This is a genomic window from Kastovskya adunca, from assembly GCF_059505785.1.
On the sequence record NZ_JCACLG010000021.1, the window covers coordinates 265,202 to 289,699 of the forward strand.

The window sequence follows — 24,498 nt, forward strand, 5'->3', positions numbered from 1 at the left end:
TACCGTTAAACTTGAATAGTCGAATTTGTCCAGCTTTCAGGCTTTATGCTAGCAACCTTCTCTAGCATTTGCTCCACTTTATTGAAGAACACGTCCTCAGTGAAATTGCTTAGAACATGGTTGTGTATTTTTCTGTAGTTCCAGGAAATTTTATTTGCTTTGAGCAGGGCATCTTGCAGGGCTTCCGGTGTCTGCTGGTTAAAAAATATTCCCGTTTTCCCAGGGATCTGGGTATCTAATACACCCCCAGCACCGTAAGCAATAACTGGTGTTCCACTGGCATTGGCTTCTATTGGCACTAGACCGTAATCTTCTAGACCAGCAACGATTACAGAGCGAGCTCTTGCCATTAACTGACAACGCTCCTCATCGCTTCGATATCCTAAAAATTGAACGTTTTCCAAAGCTTTAGCTTCTAGACGCTTTCGCTCTGGACCATCGCCTATTACCCGTAGCGGCCATCCCAGCCTATTAAATGCTTCAACAATCACATCAATTCGCTTATAGCTGAGCAAGCGCGACGATACTAAGTAAAAATCATCTTTGCGGTCTGAAAAAGCAAATTTACTAGTATCAATTGGGTAGTTAACGACATATGCCGCTCTCCCATAAAAATCTTGTATGCGATGGGCTACAGTAGTTGAATTGGCAATATAAATATCAGGCTCATTGGCATACATTAAATCTATATTTCTCATGCCTTGAAATAGTATTTTCAGAGCAGGATAAAAGGACTTATAGTGTCCGTAATTCTGGAGGTAAGTTTCTGTATCCCACAAAAAACGAGTGACGTTGTGGCAGAAACAAATATGCTGGGCTCCTGGTTTTTTTCGCACTACCTTAGCGAAGCTGCTACTACTACTAATAATCAGATCGTAATCTTGCAGATCTAAAGTTCGAAAGGCTGGGAAATACAAGGGAGCCAATAGTCGAAAATGCTTCTTTGCTCCTGGAATATTCTGAAGAAATGTTGTGTTGACTAGACGTTCTTTGAGATCAATCGTGTGTTCTGGATCATATAAAGATGTAAATATATCTGCTGTGGGAAAGTATTTACAGAGGAGTTCAAATACGCGCTCTGCCCCACCTTTTTGCGTCAAATAGTCGTGGACTAATGCGATCTTCATCCAAACATCCTAGCTCTAAACAACTAAAACCCGTAACCTTGCATCTTAAAATCTTGTTGTTTTCCTTTGATCATTCTGGAGGAATAGAAATCAATCGAAAGTATTGCAACACCTTCATAAAAACGCATCTTCATGAAAACGCTTTTGATTGTTCTACCTTTGCTTTATCTTCCCTTAACAACAGATACGGTTGGCAAAGATTTCATTTGCCGAGCAGTCTATACAGGTTTGTATCGTCCTTCGGAGCGAGCCTCGTAACGACGATCGCAACTTATTTGGCAGTTCTAGCCACCTTCAGTATTACTGAGACAATTCGTGAATCAATTTCAATCGAGGTGAACATTTCAGTATGTTTACATAAAAAAAGAGAAACTTCATGAAGGATTCATGAAGATTTCATGAAGATGTAAAGTTATTTGAAGATACAGAAGTCATTTATCAATTACTAGATCGCGGCTTTTGCTAAGTCCAGATGCAGTTTTTTTGTGTTCGTGGGCAGAGTAATCAGTTGTGGGGTAAGGGGAGGACGAGTAATATCAGCGGTAGAAAAATATAAATTCAGGTTTAAGTTGTGAATTTTACAATTAAAGATGTTTTAATTCCCGTCGAACAAGGTTACGCAACGGTTGACGTGCAACTTGTAGAGGGTTCCTCAGAAGGCGATCGCCCTACATCTATCATTGAAGCGATCGCTCCCCATTTAGAAGTCATCGGCACGGCAGTTGATGGCAAAAACAAACTTTTACTCCCCGGCTTTGTTAACGCCCACACCCACTCTTCTGAAATGTGGCAACGGGGGGCAATTCCTCCAGTTCCTCTAGAACTTTGGCTTGCGGAACTCTACGACTTTGCGCCCTTAGAACCGGAACAAGTCTACCTGAGTGCCTTAGGCACCGCCGTAGAGACGTTACTATCTGGCGGTACGAGCGTTGTGGATCACCTAGTATTGATCCCCGGTAAAGAAATAGAAACCGTCGCCGCAGCGGTACGGGCTTATCAGAAAATCGGCATCCGGGCGTTTATTGCTCCCTTGATTCAAGATGAATCCCTAACGGCGGGGATTCCGGATGGAGAGGCGAATCGGGAACACGAAACCTATCTCCGTTCTACAGAAGCGACGCTGGCGTTGATGGCAAAGGTGGTGGAGACGTTTCATAAACCGGAAGAGGGTGTGAATATTCTCCTTGCACCAACAGGGATTCAACTGTGTTCTGATGCTTTATTTGAGGGCTGCATTGAATTGAGCGATCGCGCCCAACTCTGTCGTCACTCCCACCTATTAGAAACCGCCGCCCAAAAGCTGTTAGCCCAGGAAAAATACGGCTGTAGTGCTGTCGAACACCTGAAGCGCATCGGTTATCTCAGCCCTCGCACATCCCTTGCCCATTGCGTTTGGCTCAATGATGACGATATTGCCATCCTTGCCGAAACGCAGTCAACCGTCGTTCACAATCCCCTGAGTAATTTGCGCTTAGGCAGTGGCATTGCCCCTATTTTAAAGTACCTGCAAGCCGGAGTGAATGTTAGCTTCGGCTGTGATGGGGCATCGAGTAACGACTCTCAAGACTTGCTAGAAGCGATTAAGATCGGTTCGATTTTACACAACATCACAGACTCAGACTATCACCACTGGATTACACCCCGTCAGTCGGTGGAGATGGCATCTTTGGGTGGGGCGAGGGGATTGAATCTAGCGGATGAACTCGGTTCGCTGACGGTGGGGAAAAAAGCAGATTTGGTACTTTATGACCTCACCAATCTCTCTTTGCTACCTCGCACCGATCCCATTGGCTTACTAGTGTTGGGGCGTCCTACCAATGCAGTAGATAGCGTCTGGGTAGACGGTAAGCGTATAGTGGCAGATGGCAAGGTGACAACGATTGACGTGGATGAATTGCAAAAGGAATTATTTGCTCGCAGTCAATGGATTGATCGCCGCCAGTCTCAGACAGTGAGCCAAATCGAAGCCCATTACCGCCTTGTCATGGGATTGCCGAAGCAACACTTGACTCCCTAACTCCCACCAAATACAGCAACTCGGTTTTTAACCGCGTGTCCTTTTGACATGATCTATGATTTGCTGCTTCTTGGCATCTGAATTGGTATTTGTCAAAGCCAACTGTTGAGGAAGTTGTGTCGTTCTTTTGACGTGATCCATGATTTGCTGTTTGCGTTCTTGAGAATTTGCCATGATGCGGGTAACTTAACTTAACTTTATGAATTTATTTTAACGAGAAATCACCCGCTACAACCCGCAAAAGCCTGGAATTGATCGCGAAAAATGCCAACTGTGGTTGGGAGCAATTCTGCAAAAGCCAAGTTGGCTCGTAGATTAAAGCATCCCCGTACCTTCATGTCGGGGAGTGTCAAACCCAGCGAGAGTCCCCTAAGCACCTAGGGTTGAAGAGTGCCAACAAAATGTAACTAAAGATTAAGAATAGTTGCAGTTTAGACCGGGCGCGATCGCCTCTATAAAATTCTGTGTTCCTATCAGAAAGCAGTTTTCAGCGATTGGTAGCGGCTAATGAACGCCCTGTGCTGCCGTTAGTACTTGCCTCTACTTCTGAGAAGATCAGAGGCAATCCAATACTTAATTTACTGCTCCAGCCAGAGATATAGGGAGAACATTGTATGAAATTAGCTTACTGGATGTATGCAGGCCCCGCTCACATTGGCACACTGCGGGTTTCCAGTTCTTTTAAAAACGTTCATGCCATTATGCACGCGCCGATTGGCGATGACTACTTCAACGTCATGCGTTCAATGCTGGAGCGCGATCGCAACTTTACCCCTGTGACGATCAGTTCCGTTGACCGTAATGTTTTAGCGCGTGGCTCCCAAGAGAAGGTCGTTGACAACATCACACGCAAGGATGTTGAGGAAACTCCTGACCTGATCATGCTCACCCCAACCTGCACCTCCAGTATTCTGCAAGAAGACCTAGCTAACTTTGTAGAGCGGGCGCAGATAGAAGCCAAAGCAGACGTGATGCTGGCAGATGTGAACCATTACCGCGTCAACGAACTGCAAGCCGCAGACCGCACCCTCGAACAAATCATCCAGTACTACATCGCTAAGGCGCAAAAGAAAGGGGATCTGCCAGAAGGCAAAACCGAAAAGCCCTCTGTTAACATCCTCGGCATCACTTCCCTCGGTTTCCACAATCACCACGATTGCATCGAGTTGAAACGGCTGATGGCGGATTTGGGAATCGAAGTCAACGAAGTGATTCCCGAAGGGGCTTCAGTTCACAACCTAAAGAATCTGCCTCGCGCTTGGTTTAACCTCGTACCCTATCGCGAAATTGGCTTAATGGCAGCGCGGTATCTGGAGAAAGAGTTTGACATGCCCTATGTGGAGATCACGCCGATGGGTGTGGTGGAAACGGCACGTTGCATCCACAAGATTCAGCAAATTCTCAATGATCAAGGTGCTGATGTTAACTACGAAGAGTTCATCGACAACCAAACCCTGTACGTCTCTCAAGCGGCTTGGTTTTCGCGTTCCATTGACTGCCAGAATTTGACCGGAAAGAAAGCTGTTGTCTTTGGCGACAATACCCACGCGGCTGCGATGACGAAGGTTCTGGCGCGGGAGATGGGCATTCACGTTGTTCTGGCTGGCACTTACTGTAAGTACGATGCTGACTGGTTTAAGGATCAAGTTAGCGAATACTGCGATGAAGTTTTGATTAGCGATGATAACGGAGCAATTGCCGATGCGATCGCTCGTATTGAACCCTCTGCTATCTTCGGCACCCAAATGGAACGCCACGTTGGTAAGCGCCTGAGCATCCCCTGCGGTGTGATTGCTGCTCCTATCCACATCCAAGACTTCCCCATCGGTTACAAGCCTTTCCTGGGTTACGAAGGCACCAACCAGTTGGCTGACTTGGTATACAACTCTTTCACCCTCGGAATGGAAGACCACCTCTTAGAAATCTTCGGCGGACACGATACCAAGGAAGTTATTCACAAAGGTATGTCTGCTGATTCTGACCTGAACTGGAACAAGGAAGCCCAAACTGAGCTGAACAAAGTTCCTGGTTTTGTTCGCGGTAAGGTGAAACGCAATACTGAGAAATTTGCTCGCGATCGCGGTCTGAGTGAAATTACTCTTGAGGTAATGTACGCTGCCAAGGAAGCTGTGGGCGCGTAATTAGTCGTCAGCAATTTTAAGCATAAAGGGGCATCCTCACTGGATGCCTTTTTCTATTGGAATCAGTTTGGCGCAGTTAGTTCAGCAATGAATCGAAGATTCTGCTTCTTAAGTCGAGTGGTACTGGCTTAAGCGGTAAGTAGTTGTTCTTGAGAAAAACCCAGCTTGGGGGGGCTTCCCCCCAATCCCCCCACTCTTGGGATGAGTGCCTCCCCCAGACCCCCTGCACAAGGTTTGATCGGTTGTGATGATTTTTTTTAAATTAGTGCCATTGTTCTTAAGTAGGACAGGTAAATCATTGAAGGTTTTTATTTAGGATTAAATTCCTCAAGCAAAGGGCTAGATTCCTGAATACGAACCCATTTTAAAATTCTTATATGGCAACACAACGTTGGATTTATTTCCGCCTACTTATACCAAATTTCTGAATGTTTGTTGCAGATACTATGTGATTTCCCCCCTTAATAAGGGGGGTTAGGGGGTCGATTTGTAGCGCTATTTTATGAAATTGGTATTACTTCCGGCGATTTCCGAGGCTGCTGATTGTGTATCTGGTCGGCGAGTGTACCAATATGCCCAAGCAATCAATACGGCTTGAAAGGGTAATCTTGCTAAATAAAGTATTTGACTGTGAGGAATTCCCTCAATCTTAATGTTGTGCAAAGTCATATAGATGTTGGCAGGAAATACGGCAATAAATAGGGAAATTAGTCCCCACGCTGCCGCTACACTAACTAAGGGAATGGCTAAACCAATACCGCCTAGAATCTCAAAGAACCCGCTAAGGTAGACAGATACCAATGGTGGAAAGGGTGGTGGCACCATGCGAGCATACTGCTCTGGTCTGAGAAAATGGGTGATGCCAACGATAATCATAGACACGGCAAGGACACCCCGAAGAATTTCTTTGCGGCGATCGCCATTGTGGAGTGTTTTAGACATAGGGGACAGAGAAAAGGCTCAATCGACAGTAGAGCGATCGCGTGTCACTCTGCCTCTATCGGGGGTTAGCTCTTAATCATGCTTAGTTATGACTGTGAGGCGATCGCTGGACGATAAAATGCACTCCGGGGTAGTACTCGCAACACTTCCTCTACTGTTGTCACCCCGGTTGTCACTTTGTATCTTGCCGCCACCCCAAAGGAAGCAAAGTGACTCTCTCGAAGATAGCGGTGCAACTGCGTGATTGTGCCGTCGTAGATAATTTCCCGTACTTGGTCATCGATATCCAGCAACTCGACGATCGCTTCTCGTCCTAGATACCCAGAATTAAAGCACTTATCGCAGCCGCGACCTTTACGCCATTGCAAGACATTGGCTTGTTCCTCCTCTAATCCCAGCACTCGCAACTCGGCGGCTGTAGGCTGATGGGGTGCAGCACAATGAGGACAGACTCGCCGCACCAAACGCTGGGCGACAATACCTAGCAAAGCGTCGCTAATTAAACCAGGGTCAGGGCCAATATCTTTCATCCGGGGAATGGCACCGGGAGCATCATTGGTGTGCAGAGTGGTAAAGACTAAATGCCCTGTTAGTGCGGCTCGTACTGCTGTCTCCGCCGTTTCGCGATCGCGGATTTCCCCCACCATAATAATGTCTGGATCTTGGCGCAAAATCGAGCGTAACCCGGCAGCAAAGGTCATCCCAGCCCGTTCGCGTACCTGGGTTTGGGTAATGCCCGCTAAGACATACTCCACGGGGTCTTCCACCGTCACGACGTTAACGTGTTCCGTCGCGACGTACTGCAAGCTGGTATAGAGCGTACTAGTTTTACCACTCCCGGTTGGCCCGGTAAGGATAATCATCCCTTGAGGTTGCTGCAACCAGGTGGTATAGGTTTCTAGCGTCTTGCGGGAAAAGCCTAAGTCTTCAATTTCTTTAAATGGATTCTGCTGGGGGAGTAAGCGAATCACTGCTTTTTCCCCACCAACACAGGGAAGCGTACTGACGCGCATGTCCATCCCTAGTTCGGCTTCTTCCGCACCGACGTACTTTTCCCCAATGCGTCCATCCTGGGGACGGCGGCTTTCGGCAATATCCATCTCCGACATCACTTTCAAGGCGACAATCACCTTGCGGCTGACATCGGGGGAGAGTCGAGTAATGTCTCGCAGCACGCCATCAATGCGATAGCGTACCCGCAAGCCGTCTGGTAGGGGTTCTAAGTGGATGTCGCTGGCACGGTTGCGTAAGGCTCCAGATATCAAGGTTCTGATGCGACCAATTTGGTCAACCGCCTTGGAGAGGTAGATTTCTGTTGTTTCGCTAATATTTTCTTTTTCCTGTTCGCCAGTCAGGGGATTAACCAGAGGAACAGAGCTAATGCGGTTGGGGTCGAGGTTTTCCGAGTGGAACCAGATGCGGTAGCTTTTGTTGGCGATCGGAATAAATTTGATTTCGGTAAGAGTGCGATCGCTTAATTCCTGAAGCACTGCGCCAGACAAACTCACCGGACTTCCCAAGTAGTAGCAACCCCGCCAAAGCAACAAGGGAATCACAGGCGGCAAGGTATTTCTATCGGGGAAGTGGCGAAAGAATCGGTAAGCCACGTCCCTATCTAAACGTTCCCGATTGACGTTACCTTGGTCATCGATTAAGAGGTGCAGTGCCTCTTCGCAGGTAATCTCGTGATTTCTCAGTTGCTGCCAAGCTGATAGCACTGATGAAGTAATTTGCATAACAATTGAAAATTGCTAATTGTCCGAAGGCGATTAGCGTTTTGTTTAGTACTCACTCTTTGGAGTTTAGATCAATTAATTTGATTCCCGCTAAAACCTCTTGGTAGAAACAAGGCGTGTGGATTACTTAAAAAGAGTGCCTATCTAAGTGCTCAACGCCTTACGGCATCAAAGGTAGAAACACAGTATTCTAAAGCTGTAGAGATTTTGACCTTTCCTGTGCTCAACGCCTTGCGGCATCAAAGGTAGAAACACCGTAAGGATGAAGAGATGAAGTCTATGCCTCGTAATGGGTGCTCAACGCCTTGCGGCATCAAAGGTAGAAACACGTGTTGGAAATTTTGGACAAATTTCCCCCTTACGGGAGTGCTCAACGCCTTGCGGCATCAAAGGTAGAAACACAGGAGAATCTCGCGGTGAGGTTTCCTTACTTCTTCAAGTGCTCAACGCCTTGCGGCATCAAAGGTAGAAACACATCTACCAAGTAAAAAATGAGTACAGCATCTCTGGATGTGCTCAACGCCTTGCGGCATCAAAGGTAGAAACACGCGATCGCACCAGGACGGCGGCAAGGTTGGGGGCGTGCTCAACGCCTTGCGGCATCAAAGGTAGAAACACTGCCCCATACTTTGCGATCGCCTCAGCAAATTCCATGTGCTCAACGCCTTGCGGCATCAAAGGTAGAAACACAAGTTCTTCAAATATCTCTCTAGGCACATCTTTCAAGTGTGCTCAACGCCTTGCGGCATCAAAGGTAGAAACACGATTATTAGCTCTTGATATTCCTGATTCGATAAATCGTGCTCAACGCCTTGCGGCATCAAAGGTAGAAACACCACATACCTGATTGGGGGGGGGATTATTCTATCTCAGGTGCTCAACGCCTTGCGGCATCAAAGGTAGAAACACATCGCGCCCGAAACATTTGATCGGGCGCTTTCTCGTGCTCAACGCCTTGCGGCATCAAAGGTAGAAACACAGAGCAGGCACGGCGGCGACGGCAGATTCTAATCCGTGCTCAACGCCTTGCGGCATCAAAGGTAGAAACACCTTTCCATTTGCCAGGATTATTTATGCAGTCTTGCGTGCTCAACGCCTTGCGGCATCAAAGGTAGAAACACTTTTATGCAGTATCTGAGCTTAGTGACTCGGATTGAGGTGCTCAACGCCTTGCGGCATCAAAGGTAGAAACACGATAAGCGTTACACAGTAGAAGCTTGCACTCATGCCGTGCTCAACGCCTTGCGGCATCAAAGGTAGAAACACCGTTGCCCTTGAGCGGTCGGGGCCATCGCCGCGATGTGCTCAACGCCTTGCGGCATCAAAGGTAGAAACACAAGCGATCGCTCTTTACCCATGCTCTTGGAGAATGTGCTCAACGCCTTGCGGCATCAAAGGTAGAAACACCTGAACCTAGCATTATCACTTTCTGCGCTGCCGCGTGCTCAACGCCTTGCGGCATCAAAGGTAGAAACACATGTTGCCACTGTCGGGTTGCTGGTGATGCGCTTGATGTGCTCAACGCCTTGCGGCATCAAAGGTAGAAACACTATCAAGCATTTAATCCCCTTTAGGGATTATTTGTATGTGCTCAACGCCTTGCGGCATCAAAGGTAGAAACACCACAAACAAAACACATCTAATCCACAATGAATCAAGTGCTCAACGCCTTGCGGCATCAAAGGTAGAAACACATCCCTAGGAATGCCGCCCGTTAACTTATCTAAGTGTGCTCAACGCCTTGCGGCATCAAAGGTAGAAACACGAGGAATAACCGCATCACAACCATATTTCCAGTGTCTTGTGCTCAACGCCTTGCGGCATCAAAGGTAGAAACACCGAGTAACCGGATCGAATTGAACATATTTACTTTCGTGCTCAACGCCTTGCGGCATCAAAGGTAGAAACACCTGCTATCGCTGTAGAGCAATCTATTAGAGCAATTAGGTGCTCAACGCCTTGCGGCATCAAAGGTAGAAACACCAGCATAGGTTTTCAAGCAAATCCTAGCTTTGGATTGTGCTCAACGCCTTGCGGCATCAAAGGTAGAAACACCCATAGGACTGACTAACTGGGTGTCTGCTTTGGAGGTGCTCAACGCCTTGCGGCATCAAAGGTAGAAACACGACCCCTTCTCTTACCGTAGCTATACTCCATCTCGTGCTCAACGCCTTGCGGCATCAAAGGTAGAAACACGCGATCGCATCTCAGTGATCGCTTTTTTTCTGTTCAGTGCTCAACGCCTTGCGGCATCAAAGGTAGAAACACGCGGCTGCCAACCGGGTCAAACTGTCAAATGAATGTGCTCAACGCCTTGCGGCATCAAAGGTAGAAACACGAATTTAGATCCGTCTTTATAGTCCCCATCTACATGTGCTCAACGCCTTGCGGCATCAAAGGTAGAAACACAGAGCAGCAATCACTTTATCCACGGTTGGGAAATTGTGCTCAACGCCTTGCGGCATCAAAGGTAGAAACACGGGAATGTCCGCCGTGTACGCGAAAGCCGAAGGGTAGTGCTCAACGCCTTGCGGCATCAAAGGTAGAAACACCCAATCAGGGGGACAAATCGGACTGCCTACCGCTAGTGCTCAACGCCTTGCGGCATCAAAGGTAGAAACACATTTACTAGTATCATTTAAAGTTCTCCAGCGGCTATGTGCTCAACGCCTTGCGGCATCAAAGGTAGAAACACAAGATCCCCCAGCAATTGACCCAAATAGAGGAGCTAGGTGCTCAACGCCTTGCGGCATCAAAGGTAGAAACACTGTTTAGCCTTGGTTGCTTCTCCTCTCTATTGTATGTGCTCAACGCCTTGCGGCATCAAAGGTAGAAACACTTCCTGGGCTTCGACTACCTCAGCGATTACCTTGAAGTGCTCAACGCCTTGCGGCATCAAAGGTAGAAACACCGGATAGCCAAGATACAGAAGCGCTGTAGCAATTTCCTGTGCTCAACGCCTTGCGGCATCAAAGGTAGAAACACAATCCGGTAAAGCTTACTGGATAAAGCAAACTTCGTGCTCAACGCCTTGCGGCATCAAAGGTAGAAACACTCCTCAGTTCCTCTTTAACAGGCAAACAGACGCTAAGTGCTCAACGCCTTGCGGCATCAAAGGTAGAAACACCAAGGAAGCAGGTATCGCCGCTGGCATTCCATTCCCGTGCTCAACGCCTTGCGGCATCAAAGGTAGAAACACCTGGTATCTAAGACTAATTGGCTACCACACGGGCATGTGCTCAACGCCTTGCGGCATCAAAGGTAGAAACACTCAATAAAATTGATGTTAAGCGCCGCCCTTCTACCGTGTGCTCAACGCCTTGCGGCATCAAAGGTAGAAACACGTAAATCTCACTGGATAAAGGAGGCTTCCGTTCCGTGCTCAACGCCTTGCGGCATCAAAGGTAGAAACACCAGGTCTGCCCGGTTTCACTTGTCTAGGATTTGTTTGTGCTCAACGCCTTGCGGCATCAAAGGTAGAAACACACCTCCTAGGGCAGAGCGCAGTTTCCGTTCTTTATGTGCTCAACGCCTTGCGGCATCAAAGGTAGAAACACAGCGACGGCTGAAATCCTTGCGGTGAAAGAGTTCCTAAGAGCTTTTGCAAGTACCTTAGCACAGACCTAACCTTAGACACCAACCTCCTCCAAAAAACTTATTTCACCGTAACTCCCCAACGGCTAAAAGCCCTATAGAGAGTAGAACAAGCGCTTAATGCAAGCATCCTCAGAACTCCTAAAAACCCTATAACCCTGTTGCCGTCAAAGTTTCTCACCCTCCTACCAACTGGAACAGCTTCACACTCACAGATCCTTGCATCAGATAACTCGATACCCCGCCTCCTCCACAGGCCAAGACTCTGGACGATTGTAGGCTCTAATTCCGCCGACGCATTGATGGGAAAGACGAATCAACAGCAAGCTGTCTTCAGCTACCAACACCTTCTCCAACTCCCAGCGCAACTTCTCCCGCTCCCGCTGACTAAGCCAACAGCGAAAAATAGAGTATTGCATCCGTTCTCCATATCCTTGGAGTAGCTTGTAAGCCTTGCGCCAGCGCTTAGGGCAGCGAATATCGTAGCAAATCAAATACCAGTTTTTTGCTTCTGCCACAGTCACACCTCACCGCACGACTAGCTGACCAAACAAACCACCTTCGCCCGACCATTCCTTTTCCAGCAGGCGCACTTCCAACTCCAATAGACGGCGATAGGTAAGGGAATAACCTGTAACGGGATGCTTCCAGCTTTCCTCCTTGCGACGTTCGTACACACTCACCAGCTTTCGCCGTCCCGCGTCGCTTAACCAAACCTGCCCTCCCCGAATGTCAAAGTCCGCTTTTGCGTCCCACTGATTCTTGTTGATAGAAGCCATCACGGGCATATCCACCAACGGCACCCTGAAAATTTCCATCAGATCTAGTGCCAGGGGTGGTGTCTGGGAGCGCGGCTGATGGTAAAAACCTAAAGCAGGTTCTAGCCCCACCGTCAAAATGGCATTCATCACATCTTTGAGCAGCAAAGCGTAGCCGAAACCGATCAGCGAATTGAAGCGATCTTTGGGGGGGCGACGATTCCGACCCCCAAAGTGCAACTCCGAAGCAACGCTATCCGAGACTAAAGCAGGTAGTGCGCCAAAATACAAAGCTGCCAAATTGCCTTCTAGCCCCAACAGGGAGTCTAGAGATTGGGCTTTGGGAACCTGTTTAAGGACAGCTTTCATTTGGGCTATTGCTTTTCGCAACCCCTCCACATCTTTCCTCCCCCGCTGCCCGCGCATCAAGAACTTCCGCTGTCCTTGAGCGCGACACATCACCAACTTCCGCGCTAGAGTCAGGCAAGTCTCAGCATTGCACAACGCCCCATACTGACGGATACGGCGTTGAATACTTCCTTGCCGCGTATCAAAGCTGCCGATATATCGCCCGCCGCCGGAGATAAAATGCACCCCGATTTCCTGTCCCGCACAAAAGTGTAAGGCTTGGGTGGAGATTTGGGAGAAACTGTGAAGCACTAGCTGTCCCACCTGACGAACGGGAAGGGTTTCAACAGGTTGACCGCGACGCGTCAGTTTGAGTTGCTCTCCAGTGCGACCGACAACCGTTCCCGGTTCCAAGACATGAACAATCTGACGTTCATCGTCCTTGGGAAATAGCCGCAGCGGTTGCCACTCCCGGTTGTGGGCGAGTCGCGCTTCTTCTGGAAGGCAGACTGGGGCAAGGGAGCAACGGGTGCAGAGTCGCTCGTTATCCGTGACAGGGGGACGGTGAGGTGATTGTCGAAGCTTGAGCGCCTGCTGAATTGCCTCGCGAACCGCTGCCCGCCCCGCCTCATCAAGGGGGACGCGAACCAGCACATTATCGGCATGGTAGCGGATTCTGCCTTCCTCAATCGGGATACCCAAGGCAGACTCAATCAGGCAGGCATAGGCGAGGATTTGCAGCTTATCGCTTTCCCAAGCTTGGGGTTGCTTCTTCTCGTCTCGGTGACAGCGACCGCGTTTGTGTTCGTAGGGAATCGTTTTCCCGTCACGAGTCCGCAAGGCGTCCACCCGACCCCGCAATCCTAATTCTTCGCTTTTGAGAAATAACTCTTCCCAGTCCTCATCCTCCTGTTTTTCCAGTTCCGCGTGCAGCCGTCGTCCCGCAAAGACGGCAGCGTCTTGGGTGTAGAGTTCTTCCACTTCTTCAAGGTAGAACAGGCGCGGGCAGTAGGCGAGGGCGTGGAGGGCAGAAACGCGGATCGTGTCTTGTTGGGTAATTTCGGAGTTTAAAGTTTGCATAGCAAATGCTCATTAGGTGGGATGGGATTAACACCTGACGGCATCTGAGGTAAAAAACTGGCAGGTTACTCAGGTAGTCCTGCTTGTTGGAAAACATTTTGAGGAGTAAGTTGGAGTCCTTCTAAAAGGGTATCCGTTAACGTTGCATCCCCTCGTTTCGTCTGAGGTGGGGCATCGGGATAAAATACTGTAATTGTCCTAGCGTGAACATCAACGACCCACACCCTTAATACCCCGGCTTGCAGATAATCGACTGCTTTTTCGGCTAAATCCCCAAAAGATTGCCCAGGTGAGATGATTTCCACTATCAGTTCCGGTGCAATGGGACAGGCTCGATCTTGCAACCAATCTTCACCCAAGCGTTCAAACGAAATATAGGTCACATCCGGTACAGGCACCCAATCTTTACCCTGGCGCTTGAGAATAACTGCCCATTCTTGACAGGCAATGCCTCTATTTTGATGCCATTCTTTGAGCAGGTTCACTAGGGCTAATTGCATCAGAGAATGGAAAAGTTTAGGAGACATTTTGGGGACAGCTTGACCGTCAATAAATTCATAGGTAATATCTCCCTCTGGAAGTACCAGAAACTCTTCAATGGTTAAGTAGGTTTTTGACTCTAGCATGGGGACATTTGGGGAGAATTACTCAAACCTAATTTGCCTGACTAGGAAGGTTTACCCAAGCTGACTCAGGAGGATTGAGAACAAAATTACTGGGAGCAAATACAGCAGTTTGCGTTTTACTGTTATCCGCCCGATCGATCCAAGTTGTCAGCCGACAAACACCTCTGCTGGGACGGGTACTATTTTGTAAAGGACTGTACCACCTTGCCATCGGGGGACTACTAATCAGCTCGATTGAGTCAAACAGGAAGTTATTGTCACCCGCAAATGGTAGTCCATAACGCGGTTCATCTAGCTCACCATTGAGTCCGGCAATGATGCGATCGCATAACCATTGTTCAGCCTGAATACCCACCACTAGGTCAAGATCGACTAGAACCTCACGACGTACTGGTGCAATCCAAGGTTTAGCACCGTGAGTCTTTTGAGAAAGTTCCTTGTCTGAACTTCCTACTAAATATTGATGTAGCTGCTGGGAAAGCATCGCTGTTTTGGGCGCTGCGCCTTCAGGAATGCCAATCGCCACTGCCATTGCGGGTAAATCTTCCCGAATCAGAGTAACAGGTGCAGTAAATGGAGCACGCTGTTCGATACCTGCTAGATTAAGAAGCAATCCGTACACCGTTGATAGTGAAGGCACTGGTGTTGTAGAACGGTATGCCCCCGATTGAAAGGGACGGAACGTTGCGAAGGGAGCTTTAAGCCGCAGATACACGTTCGCCACCTCCCAAAAATTCCTCCGCTAGAGCATCAAATAATTGTTCAGGGTTGGCATAAAGATGAACTCCAGCATCATCTAGACGAGTTTTTTCATCTCCATCCATAGTACGGACTATTTCACCGCCAACCCAAAACTCATTTCCTGGCAGATCGCAATCAGAATCATCAGCCTTACCCAAACGGCTTAACTCTGGAAACTCACCCACCTCATTAAAGCCATAGGTATTGTATCCAGCCACTAACTTAGGGGTAAGTCTCACCACAACTGAACGAGGGGCAAACTCATAATAAGCCCGTGCATGACCGCCAGCAACACTATTGAGTTGAGCGATCGCTTTCAGCAAAGCCTTAGTCCAATCTGGTTGATCAAGGCAATCACGCCCAGACAAAGCAAAAGGATACTGAAACGCAGTATGGGTTACTTCCCGATACAGTAGGGCAGATGTACTAGAATTTTTCCAAGGACTTGCACCTGCATTAAGCGGAGACTGATGAAACACCGCATCGTATTTATAAGGACTCAGCGCAACCGCCATATTGCAACGAAAGATGCTATCTCGTTTGGGCGGTAAATCTTTATGTTTTTTCGCTTCTTCCGGTTTAGCGACCATGAAGCCAAATAAATAATCATCAGCATACTTACTAGCATTCGGATATTCTTTGAACTCCACAGCAAGCTGTTCTTGGTTGTGGAGACGGGTGCGATTATGTGGCAACCCCATTAAAATCAGTATTTCGCGTAGAGCATTGCGAATTGATTCAGGGCTAACAATGGCATACTTTTGCCCATCCTTAACGATTTTTTGCAGAACAGTGCGGTTTTCTTCCGACTCACCGCGATAGTTTCCAGAAGGAGCAGGATAGGTCAGAACGGTTGCGAATAGATTAAGTTTGTTCATGATAATTTCTGGAAAGACAACTCGCCTAACGGCAATCAAAGGACAAGCCTAATTTTTAAGCCACTTCAGCTTCAGAATTTTCACTCTCTGACTTCTTTTTAGAAGGGAACTGGCTAGAGAGTGCTAACAGAGTCAAAGCACGAATTTCATCCGATTTATTGAATAGAGCATCCGCAAAATCAACAAATTCGTCTTTTCGGACAAAGGGATAAAGGGTAGAGACAAAGTAATCGACAAAGACTTTAGATTCTGTACGCGATCGCACGGCAAGAAATGCTTCATTAGCAATTTTCCCTTTTTTTTCGTTGTAGCCATTTTCCTTTTTAGAATTTCCCTTACACTCATCCCATTTCAGTCCATATTTAGACTCTAATTTGCTCAATACATAGTGCTGACAAACTTGATAAACAATTTGAGCATTTGAGCGAACATCAGCTTTCACGTTAATTTCTCCTTCAATATGAAATAGTTCGCGGGTATCATGACTGAAACGGGAGTCCTCCAGCCATTTACGTGGAATTCGACTGAGTAAAGCATCAAAGTCATACCACCAAGGGTTTTCTTGTAGCAGATTGAGCAAGCGCTGTTTACGGAACCAAGGACACCAGTAAGCCTTTTTTATTTGGGTGTATTTGTCTATTTGAGTGTCTACAGGTTCAACTTGACTGATGGAGCGAATTTTGACCCCACTGTTCCCCACCTTTTCGGCGTGAATTAATTCAACTCCCAAAATTAAATCTACAAGGGTTTGAGAACCCGTTTTTCGAGCGATGCGATCGCGTAATAATCGCAGTAGATCTAATGCCCCTTCTTCTGTCAAGTCAATGATTGCCTCACGGGGGAGATAACCTGATTTAAGTGATTCCCTTTCTTCTAGGACATTCGGGAATTCATCACAAAAATCAATCAAATTAGCGACATCAGGAATTGCCAGCACATAGCCCCCTAACTCGCGACGACCATCTTTATCAAAGGTTGCTGGGCGGTAAACTTGAGCAACAAAAGGCCAAAAATGTAGCAAAAACTGATAGATTACTATGTCTTTAGTGGGAACATTTTCCGGATTTGATGCCATCGCGCCTAGGTAATAATTTCCTGACTGTCCTGTACTCTTTTCTGGATGTTTTAGTTCTTTCCAAACGCCTTCAGCATCCTTGGAGTATGATCCATTCAGGCGATTGTTGAAGGGGTTGCGAGTAGCAGGAACTCCCCGAATAATTTGCCAAAGCATATCTCGCCACAACTTCACCCAAAGCCCGTTATCCGGGTCATCGCTAGATTTATCCCAGTCAGGTAAAAATGCACCATAAGGTACGGTAACAGAATAGTAGTAGCGGTTGATTAACTTAGTGTTTCCTTTAAGATCGGTTGTTTTAACCTCTTCTATACGGTCAAATTTCTTGATTTTTTTATCGGTTGAACGCTCCTCTGTAAAGGCTGCATAAGTTAAGTCAAAAAGTGCCTTAAGTCCTTCCAAGTTTAGTTTTAGCGTCGCACTGAACTCATTTAAATTAGTGAAATTAGCAACCGCATCCTTGCGCTCTTTAAACCAAGGTTGCTGATCTAGATATTGCACCATTAGTACTAAACCAGCCAAACCTGCGCGATGTTGAGCAGAGGGCAGTTCAGCTAAATGGTAGGTTAGTTTTAACTCATTCACTCTCCAAACCCCCTTCTGGGACAATACTTGTGATGGTCGGCAATTTCCAAGTAACGTGGCATCCAAGCTGGACGACCTTCTGTGGTAGTTAGCAGTCGCTTTGGTACTGGTACTACATACCCGTCATAGGGTTCTCGTTTATTAACTAATTCCTTGACAGCGTTCAAGTCAGTATCTAGCAACGCATCTACTGAATAATCATCTGTATCCCGAAAAGGTTCAGAAGTAGCCCAGTAACCCCCCTCAACAAAACGGCTACTGCCATCCGCAAAGCGCTCATCTAGAGAGTGATGCTCTAGTTTTTCTGCTAATTGCCACTGGCTAACTGCACCGGATACCTCAGCTAAAAACTCACACGCCTTGTCCAGTTCTTTGGGTTTATAAGGTAATACTTTGGGTGGTTCGTAAACAAATATCTGAGATAGAAAGTCTGAACCACGGGATAAGTGACGGTTAGAACGACCAAACCGTTGAACGAGTGCATAAATTGGTGCAAGTTCGCTAATAAGGACATCAGCATCCAAATCTAACGACATCTCGCAGACTTGAGTTGTTACAGAGATCGCGGGTTGTCGATCATCCTTCTGATAAGCGAAGGCGTCAACTGTTTCTTTATGTCGCTTTTGCCTATCTTTGAGTCGAAACCGACTGTGATAGGTCAGTACTTCAACGCCCAGAGTATTCTCTAAATTGGCAGCTATATCACGACATCGATCCACAGTATTGACCACCCACAAGACGCGATCACCTTTTTGATAGGCTTCAATCGCTTGATGATAGGCTGTGTCAAAGTCTGTCGCTTGGACGTTATATCGGGGTTGTTTTTCAACCTTTTCGAGTTCCTCATCTGCAACCGTTGAGAATACCTTTAGCCCCACTCGTTCCAACTCTAACCGCCGTGTCTTAGGCAATGTGGCAGTCATGCACAGTACAGGAATATCGAAATGTTCGAGAAAACTGATTAAGTTATCGAACATTCCACGCGAGAAACTGTGAATCTCATCAATCACCACCACAGAATCAGCTAATACTGGTAACAGACACAAACCGCTATAACTGTGAGTAAGGAATGAGAGAAATTGATCTACTGTAGCTGAAAAGAATCGCTTCCCCCAAAATCCCAACGCAAAGAGCCGTTCTTCTGTTGTGAAATCTTTCCCTTCGCTAGAATCACCAGGGTTTTTTGCCATCTCCATTAGCTCGTAGGAAGCTGTACCCGTAAGAAGGCTGGCGTCAGATTCCGGTGCCCAGGAGACATAATCTTTAAATCCTTCAGTGGCTGTACCACGAGTTGGATAAAGGAAAATAATGTGTCCAACTTCGTAACGAGTCAGCGCTGACTGCTCCCATTTGTACGCAAAGATTGTTTTGCCAGTGCCACAACCGCTAAGTAGTAAAACGCGATCGCCTAAATCTTGAGCTTTTCTTTGAAAATTCTTTAGCTTAAATTCTTGTCCTGATTTTGAAGAGATTTGGCGATAACGAGGCTGTAAAATCTCAGTTTCTATCTCTTCTGGAGTGATAGGAGGTCTGTGAAGAGTGTCATCAATCCATTGCTGGATAGAATACCCCTCACGAAATAAACCAGATGCTGCTGAATCAGCCGCAATTACGCCTGCTTTGACTGCTAACATAAGGGAGCGACGTTCATCATCTCGCTTAACTTGACGAGAGAATTGGCGACCAATTTGGTTAGCTTCCAGATAGACTTGTTCCCAAAAGTTATCTTCTGCTATCCATTTTTTAGGTAATTCTGGCAACCCTTCAACACCAGCAATCTCAGCAATTCGCCACAAAATTGCGTTAACTTCCGGGTAATTCAGATACAATTCAACCTGCTTAACCTGTGTGCGAGGCTTTGCCCAGTCCTTGTAACTGGCTTTGAGATGGTGACACAGTACCGCCGCCGCGATCGCTTCTAGATCTAATCCACTTGGCTCTAGCCATGCCCTAACACTCTTGAGGTGAAGAATTAGAGCGCTAAACCATTCATGGCGTAGCGTCTGGGTTTCTCGACTTCCTGTAACAGCCGCGTAAAACTCAGCATTTGCCTTACCAATATCGTGAAAAAGAGCTGCAATTTGAAGGTGTCTGAGGAATTTATTGGCATCACATACCTTGAAAAAACGACACCAGTTTTGCAGTATCCGATCCTTAAAGATGAAGAGTGCAGCTTTCTCTGTATCTAGTAAGTGTTGCTCTAGGGTCAGCTTTTTTCCATCCGGTCTAGGACTTTTAGCCCATAGCTGTTGCGGCATGGCGATCGCTCCTTCCATAACACTGGACTGAAATAGGAAGACAGAACACCCCGCAGCCGATGCGACGCTTGCCACCTAAACCATGAATTTGTAGCTTAATTGAATCGTCAGGAGTCAGATCGGAAACGACTACACTGAAACCAACAACCGTGTAACTCCTCTTAGGTTTGGTAATTTTGAGGGTCAGGCGCTTGGGTTCCCCTTTATCATTGGCAGGAATGCCGATATTGGCGTTGATATCCAGTGCTTGTAATTGTCTTTGAGCCGCTTCCAAAAATGGTGCAGGTTCGGTGTAGCCCTTAATGGTCACGAGCCTAGCATTAAGAGAATCTGCTGGTTTCAGTGTCTGTAGTTCAGGATTCCCCAGTTGGATGGCATAACCACCAACATCTAGAGTTTGACCTGCCAATGGGTAAACTTGAGCGATCGCTTCAACAGGCAGTCTCAACAGTAGTCTTGAACTGCGAGTAAGACGAATTTTGCCCTGTTTATCTGGAATGCCTGGAATCGTATTGATGGCAAGTCCATCTAGTTTATGCAGTTCGGGGAATTGCTTGGAAATTGCGGCATACAGCCGATAGTTGTGGTCAGATGATAACTCTGTTCCCATGACCGGAAACGACAAATTAATAATGTTATGCATTGGCTAATCTCTAATAGACAACTTAGGGTTCTACCGAGTGACATTGTTGAACGTCTTCCGAATACCAGTAATGACGATTCATTCCCTCAACTTCTTCTCGCATCATCTCCACTAACTCTGGCGGTTCCTTAACCACAGCCCCCTTCCCATATCCCAAAACCCAGCGTTTCAAGTCATTGAGTCCTCCCACTACCAAGCGCAATGTCAGCGAACCATCTGGATGTTCCTGAATTTCTTGAGTGGGATGCCAGCGACGTTCTCGGACATAGGGAGCTGTTGGTGCATCAAACCAGATGGCTACAGGAACAGGAATGCCTCCTACTTCATGCTGAAAAATTTTGTCCAAATGCTCCTTAGCATTAAAGTTTGGGTCTCGGATAAACTTTTCCTCTAGTACCTGTAACTCTTGAATCCGGTCTACCCGAAACCAACGAATATCTTGACGTTTGTGGCAAAACCCAATCAAATAGGGATTTGTCCCGCGATAAATATGGAGCAGATAAGGGTCTAATACCCGTTCCGATTCAGTATTGCGACTGGCTGTGAAATAGCGCATCCACACCTGCCGTGAGGTACGGCTCGCTTCTACTAGCTGGCTCCAAATCTCTGGGTCAAAATAAGTTTCTGCCCCCGCTCTAAAAATAATTCGCTCGTCAGCGATTTGTTGCAAGTCCACCCAAGTCTGCTCTGGCAATCGCTCAGTCAATCGCAGGATGGAAGAGCGCAACTCCTCAGCATAGGTAGAACCCGCATAAGCTTCTAGCATCCTGGCTCCCAAGGTCAAAGCAAATAGCTCTCCTTGAGACAGGGAAATACTTGGCAAACGCCACTGTGGATCGGTGTAATAATGACCCTGCTTGCGGCTAAACTCCAACGGTGCATTAAAGCGATCGCGCAAGAAAGCTAAGTCACTGCGAATAGTGCGATCGCTGACTTCGAGCGCTTCTGCCAGACTGGGAACCGTTTGCCGTTGTTCGGTTCGCAGTCTGGCATCAATTTGCAATAGTCGTTCTAAATGGCGGGACACAAACAAAGCAATGGATAGATTAGCCACATCCTAAACAAGCTACCCGGCAAAAACACTTCCGCCTTCCGAAAAATCACTGATTCCGCCTTTTCTGTGGAGTAGGAGCGGGCTTAGTTGCGATCGCCTTTCTCCAGTTTTTGCACATTACATCGCGCCTCATTTGTCAATAATCTTGATCAAAAAATTACACCCCCTTCCTAGACAGGTAAGGGGGCTGAGAGATGAGGTCTTTTGTGCATAAGACCGAAAAAAGTGTGCTTACACGTCCCTACATCGTCAACGACTGCACATCCGTTTCAATCAACTTCGCTAAGTCTTGTAGAAACGCCGCCGCATCCGCACCGTAGATGATCCGGTGGTCGCAAGTAATATTCACCTGCATCTGCCGCTTCACACCCATCATGCCGTCAGGTGTTGCCACAACTTGCGGACGAGATGCCCCAATTGCCAGAATCGAGCCTTGTCCGGGAGGCAGAATAGCATCAAAGCGGTCAACGCCATACATCCCCAAATTGGAGAGGGTAAAGGTGCCAGAGCTGTACTCATCCGGTTGTAGTTGCTTGGTGCGAGAGCGTTCTACCAAATCTTTCCAGGTACGAGAAAGAGAGTAGATGTCCACCTGGTCAGCCTTTTGCAACACTGGCGTAATCAAACCGCCATCCGGCATTGCCACAGCAACCGAAACGTTAATGCTGCTGTGGTATTGAATGCCCTTATCGGCAAAACTCGCATTGACAAGCGGGTGTTTTTGTAGCGTCATGGCAACCGCTTTAGCAAGCATTGCCGTCATCGTCACTCCCTTGGACTTCAGTTTTTTGTACAGGTTGTCGAGGGCGTCTGTGGTGATGGTGTAACCAACGCGGTAGGTAGGAACCTCCAGGCTCGCCATCATATTCCGCACCACTGCATTTTGCAGCGTGTTTAGGGGAACCGTCTCGCCCAAAGGCGCAGTACTAGCGGCGGCGGGAGCAGGGGTGGCAGCAGGTCTGAGTGGGGGGGCAGATGCCGGGGCGGGACTGGGTGCGGCTGTTTTCGCCTCAGGTGCAGGGGTGCTACTTTTACCAGCGGCAGTTTCCACATCTTCGGTAACAACTCGTCCGTGAGGCCCACTCCCCTTTAAGTTGCTGACATCAACCTTGAGTTCTTTTGCCAGTTTGCGGGCGCGGGGGGAAATGATCGTACGTCCGTTGCGGCGGCTGGGGGTATCTGTTGTCGGGGCAGATGCCGCAGCGACGGGTTCTGGCTCCGGTTCAGAGGCGGCTTGGGCAGCGGGTTTGGCGGCGTCTTGACTAGAACTGGCTTGTTGTTTAGCCGTTTCGATTTCGGCTTCCGTTTCGGCGACAAAGGCAATGGCTGACCCAACTGGAGCTGTGTCCCCAGCTTGCACGGTAATGACAGCTAGATACCCTTCGTAGAAGGACTCTACATCCATATCCGCTTTATCTGACTCAACCACCACAACGGTTTCGCCTTTTTCTACTTTGTCTCCGGGGGATTTCTCCCAGGAGACAATTTTGCCTTCGGTCATTGTGGAGCTGAGAGCGGGCATGAAAATTTCGTTAATCATGGGGAAGGATAGACCCGAATCGACGGCTAGGACAACAAGGATTTTTACGGCTATTGCATTGTATCTTGAGCAACGACCGTTGAAACTATTCAAATCCCCGGCTCGTCTCAAAGTTTAGATGGCGAAGCGATCGCTAACCTCAAAGCGTACGCTATGAAAGGCTCGCTGACTACAATACACTTAAAATCCCGTAAAGACGGGGGGATGCCAATGTCTGCCAAGGGAAAGGTTACGTTAGCGATACTGGCAGGAGTACTGATGAGTGCCGGGGCGGGGGCTTATATCAGCACTCGCGATGCGGAAGTGGCGACTACGCCTACCCTTTCAGGTGAGGTGGGGTCACCGTCTGAATCGGTTCCGGTGGCACCGAATCGCCGTCAAGCCAATCAAAATACCCCAACGCAGACGGCTACTGAGCGTGTCCAATACGAACCCATCGATTTAGAAGCCACTGCCAAGCCTCTACAACTAGCAGGGAGCGACCCAGAAGCGAGCGCTCTGGCTGCTTTCGGAATTTCTGAATCGGAGGGAAACCTTTCCCAAACAGTCACGGTTGATTATCCTCAGCCTGACCAAGCCGTCGTTATCCTTACCCAAACTGGGGTGGCAGATGACTCGGTTAATGGCTTCCGCTATCGCCTAGAGATGGAATCAACTACCCCTTCCCCAACCAATCCGTCTTGGCAAACCGTCTGGGCGGGTCGTCAGTTTAAGTGCCAACCAAGCCGCGGTCATCAAGATTGGTCAACAGAACTTTGTTTGTAGCGATCAGCGATCGCTCGCTCAGGCGTCTCTAATAGACTGTAGGGGCAAGCCGTTCGCCCCTACTATCCCTACTATTATTTGAAGTTAACTACACGTCGCCGCGAATTTCTTCAACTACGCCGTCACGCAGCAGAATTTCCACATTCATTTTGCGAACTAGGTTGTCACCCGGTTCAATGCGGAAGAAGCTGTCAATCTGACCCTGATTTACTTCCTGCTCAAGTTCGAGTAGCTGCACTTGTTGGAGTTGCTGAAGCAGTTGATTTTTCTGCTCTAGCAGTTCGCTTTTCTTTTCATTGACTTGACCTTGAATGTTTTCAATTTGCTGCGCCACTTGTGGGCCAGGGGGCTGCAAACTTTGTTTTTGGATTTCGGCGATCGCTCTTTGTCCTTGCATATCCAACTGCTGGAGTTGAGAATCACTTTGGTTGATTTGCCCTTGCAATTGCTGCTGCACTTCTTCCTTCCATCGCGGTGTGACGATGGCTTTGATATTGACTGGGCGTTTTAAGAGTAGGTTGTTTTTAGACTCGTCCATGAATATTGCGCTGCTACTATCCTTAATCAGTTGTATCCGTTCTCAATTATCG

The 24,498-nt window shown here is 47.8% G+C and carries 17 protein-coding genes and 1 CRISPR repeat array; of the genes, 3 read left to right on the plus strand and 14 right to left on the minus strand.

The window, feature by feature from the left end:
- Nucleotides 1-5: 5 nt before the first annotated feature.
- On the minus strand, nt 6-1,127 hold the full coding sequence (locus AC5JR3_RS07910) for a glycosyltransferase (RefSeq protein ID WP_495844673.1): 1,122 nt from the start codon (nt 1,125-1,127) through the stop codon (nt 6-8).
- A gap of 571 nt (nt 1,128-1,698) precedes the next feature.
- Here AC5JR3_RS07910 and AC5JR3_RS07915 point away from each other — a divergent pair.
- Nucleotides 1,699-3,144, plus strand: a complete 1,446-nt coding sequence (locus AC5JR3_RS07915; protein ID WP_495844675.1) for an amidohydrolase — start codon at nt 1,699-1,701, stop codon at nt 3,142-3,144.
- Nucleotides 3,145-3,758: 614 nt separating this feature from the next.
- Entirely contained in the window at nt 3,759-5,285 is a 1,527-nt protein-coding gene (bchB, locus tag AC5JR3_RS07920; protein ID WP_495844677.1) for a ferredoxin:protochlorophyllide reductase (ATP-dependent) subunit B, read from the plus strand.
- Nucleotides 5,286-5,780: 495 nt separating this feature from the next.
- Here bchB and AC5JR3_RS07925 read toward each other — a convergent pair whose 3' ends face one another.
- The 12 genes from AC5JR3_RS07925 to AC5JR3_RS07980 all read right to left on the minus strand — a co-directional run bounded on the left by AC5JR3_RS07925 (nt 5,781) and on the right by AC5JR3_RS07980 (nt 23,143).
- A complete protein-coding gene (locus AC5JR3_RS07925) occupies nt 5,781-6,227 on the minus strand; it encodes a DoxX family protein (RefSeq protein ID WP_495844678.1) in 447 nt (148 codons plus the stop codon).
- Nucleotides 6,228-6,313: 86 nt separating this feature from the next.
- Nucleotides 6,314-7,963 carry a GspE/PulE family protein gene (locus tag AC5JR3_RS07930; RefSeq protein WP_495844680.1) on the minus strand — a complete coding sequence of 550 codons (1,650 nt, stop codon included), beginning with the start codon at nt 7,961-7,963 and terminating at the stop codon, nt 6,314-6,316.
- Between the two features lie 148 nt (nt 7,964-8,111).
- Nucleotides 8,112-11,520: direct repeats of the CRISPR family, unit length 36 nt; unit sequence GTGCTCAACGCCTTGCGGCATCAAAGGTAGAAACAC.
- Between the two features lie 261 nt (nt 11,521-11,781).
- On the minus strand, nt 11,782-12,075 hold the full coding sequence (gene cas2, locus AC5JR3_RS07935) for a CRISPR-associated endonuclease Cas2 (protein WP_495844682.1): 294 nt from the start codon (nt 12,073-12,075) through the stop codon (nt 11,782-11,784).
- A 9-nt stretch (nt 12,076-12,084) separates the two neighbouring features.
- Nucleotides 12,085-13,743 (minus strand): type I-MYXAN CRISPR-associated endonuclease Cas1, encoded by a 1,659-nt coding sequence (gene cas1, locus AC5JR3_RS07940; protein WP_495844683.1) that lies wholly within the window; start codon nt 13,741-13,743, stop codon nt 12,085-12,087.
- Between the two features lie 65 nt (nt 13,744-13,808).
- Entirely contained in the window at nt 13,809-14,369 is a 561-nt protein-coding gene (locus AC5JR3_RS07945) for a Uma2 family endonuclease (RefSeq protein WP_495844685.1), read from the minus strand.
- Between the two features lie 28 nt (nt 14,370-14,397).
- Nucleotides 14,398-15,093, minus strand: coding sequence for a type I-MYXAN CRISPR-associated protein Cas5/Cmx5/DevS (gene cas5 / locus AC5JR3_RS07950; RefSeq protein WP_495844687.1), 696 nt, complete (start codon nt 15,091-15,093; stop codon nt 14,398-14,400).
- Nucleotides 15,068-15,988 carry a type I-B CRISPR-associated protein Cas7/Cst2/DevR gene (locus AC5JR3_RS07955; RefSeq protein ID WP_495844689.1) on the minus strand — a complete coding sequence of 307 codons (921 nt, stop codon included), beginning with the start codon at nt 15,986-15,988 and terminating at the stop codon, nt 15,068-15,070. The genes cas5 and AC5JR3_RS07955 overlap by 26 nt, the downstream gene beginning before the upstream one ends.
- 55 nt (nt 15,989-16,043) lie before the next feature.
- Nucleotides 16,044-17,648 (minus strand): type I-MYXAN CRISPR-associated protein Cmx8, encoded by a 1,605-nt coding sequence (cmx8, locus tag AC5JR3_RS07960; protein ID WP_495844691.1) that lies wholly within the window; start codon nt 17,646-17,648, stop codon nt 16,044-16,046.
- Nucleotides 17,645-19,906 carry a CRISPR-associated helicase Cas3' gene (gene cas3, locus AC5JR3_RS07965; RefSeq protein WP_495844693.1) on the minus strand — a complete coding sequence of 754 codons (2,262 nt, stop codon included), beginning with the start codon at nt 19,904-19,906 and terminating at the stop codon, nt 17,645-17,647. Before cas3 ends, cmx8 begins: the two co-directional genes overlap by 4 nt.
- The gene (gene cas6 / locus AC5JR3_RS07970) at nt 19,884-20,549 is read right to left on the minus strand and encodes a type I-MYXAN CRISPR-associated protein Cas6/Cmx6 (protein WP_495844695.1); all 666 of its coding nucleotides are present in this window, start codon (nt 20,547-20,549) and stop codon (nt 19,884-19,886) included. The genes cas3 and cas6 overlap by 23 nt, the downstream gene beginning before the upstream one ends.
- A 22-nt stretch (nt 20,550-20,571) precedes the next feature.
- Nucleotides 20,572-21,576 (minus strand): helix-turn-helix transcriptional regulator, encoded by a 1,005-nt coding sequence (locus AC5JR3_RS07975; RefSeq protein WP_495844765.1) that lies wholly within the window; start codon nt 21,574-21,576, stop codon nt 20,572-20,574.
- Nucleotides 21,577-21,844: 268 nt separating this feature from the next.
- Entirely contained in the window at nt 21,845-23,143 is a 1,299-nt protein-coding gene (locus tag AC5JR3_RS07980; RefSeq protein ID WP_495844767.1) for a dihydrolipoamide acetyltransferase family protein, read from the minus strand.
- 210 nt (nt 23,144-23,353) lie between these two features.
- On the opposite strand from AC5JR3_RS07980, the gene AC5JR3_RS07985 reads away from it, so the two are divergent.
- Nucleotides 23,354-23,908 carry a hypothetical protein gene (locus AC5JR3_RS07985; protein WP_495844697.1) on the plus strand — a complete coding sequence of 185 codons (555 nt, stop codon included), beginning with the start codon at nt 23,354-23,356 and terminating at the stop codon, nt 23,906-23,908.
- An 88-nt stretch (nt 23,909-23,996) separates the two neighbouring features.
- Here the strand turns inward: AC5JR3_RS07985 and AC5JR3_RS07990 are convergent, their stop codons facing one another.
- Nucleotides 23,997-24,446: a YlqD family protein gene (locus AC5JR3_RS07990; RefSeq protein WP_495844699.1), complete on the minus strand. Its 450-nt coding sequence runs from the start codon at nt 24,444-24,446 to the stop codon at nt 23,997-23,999.
- Nucleotides 24,447-24,498: the final 52 nt, after the last annotated feature.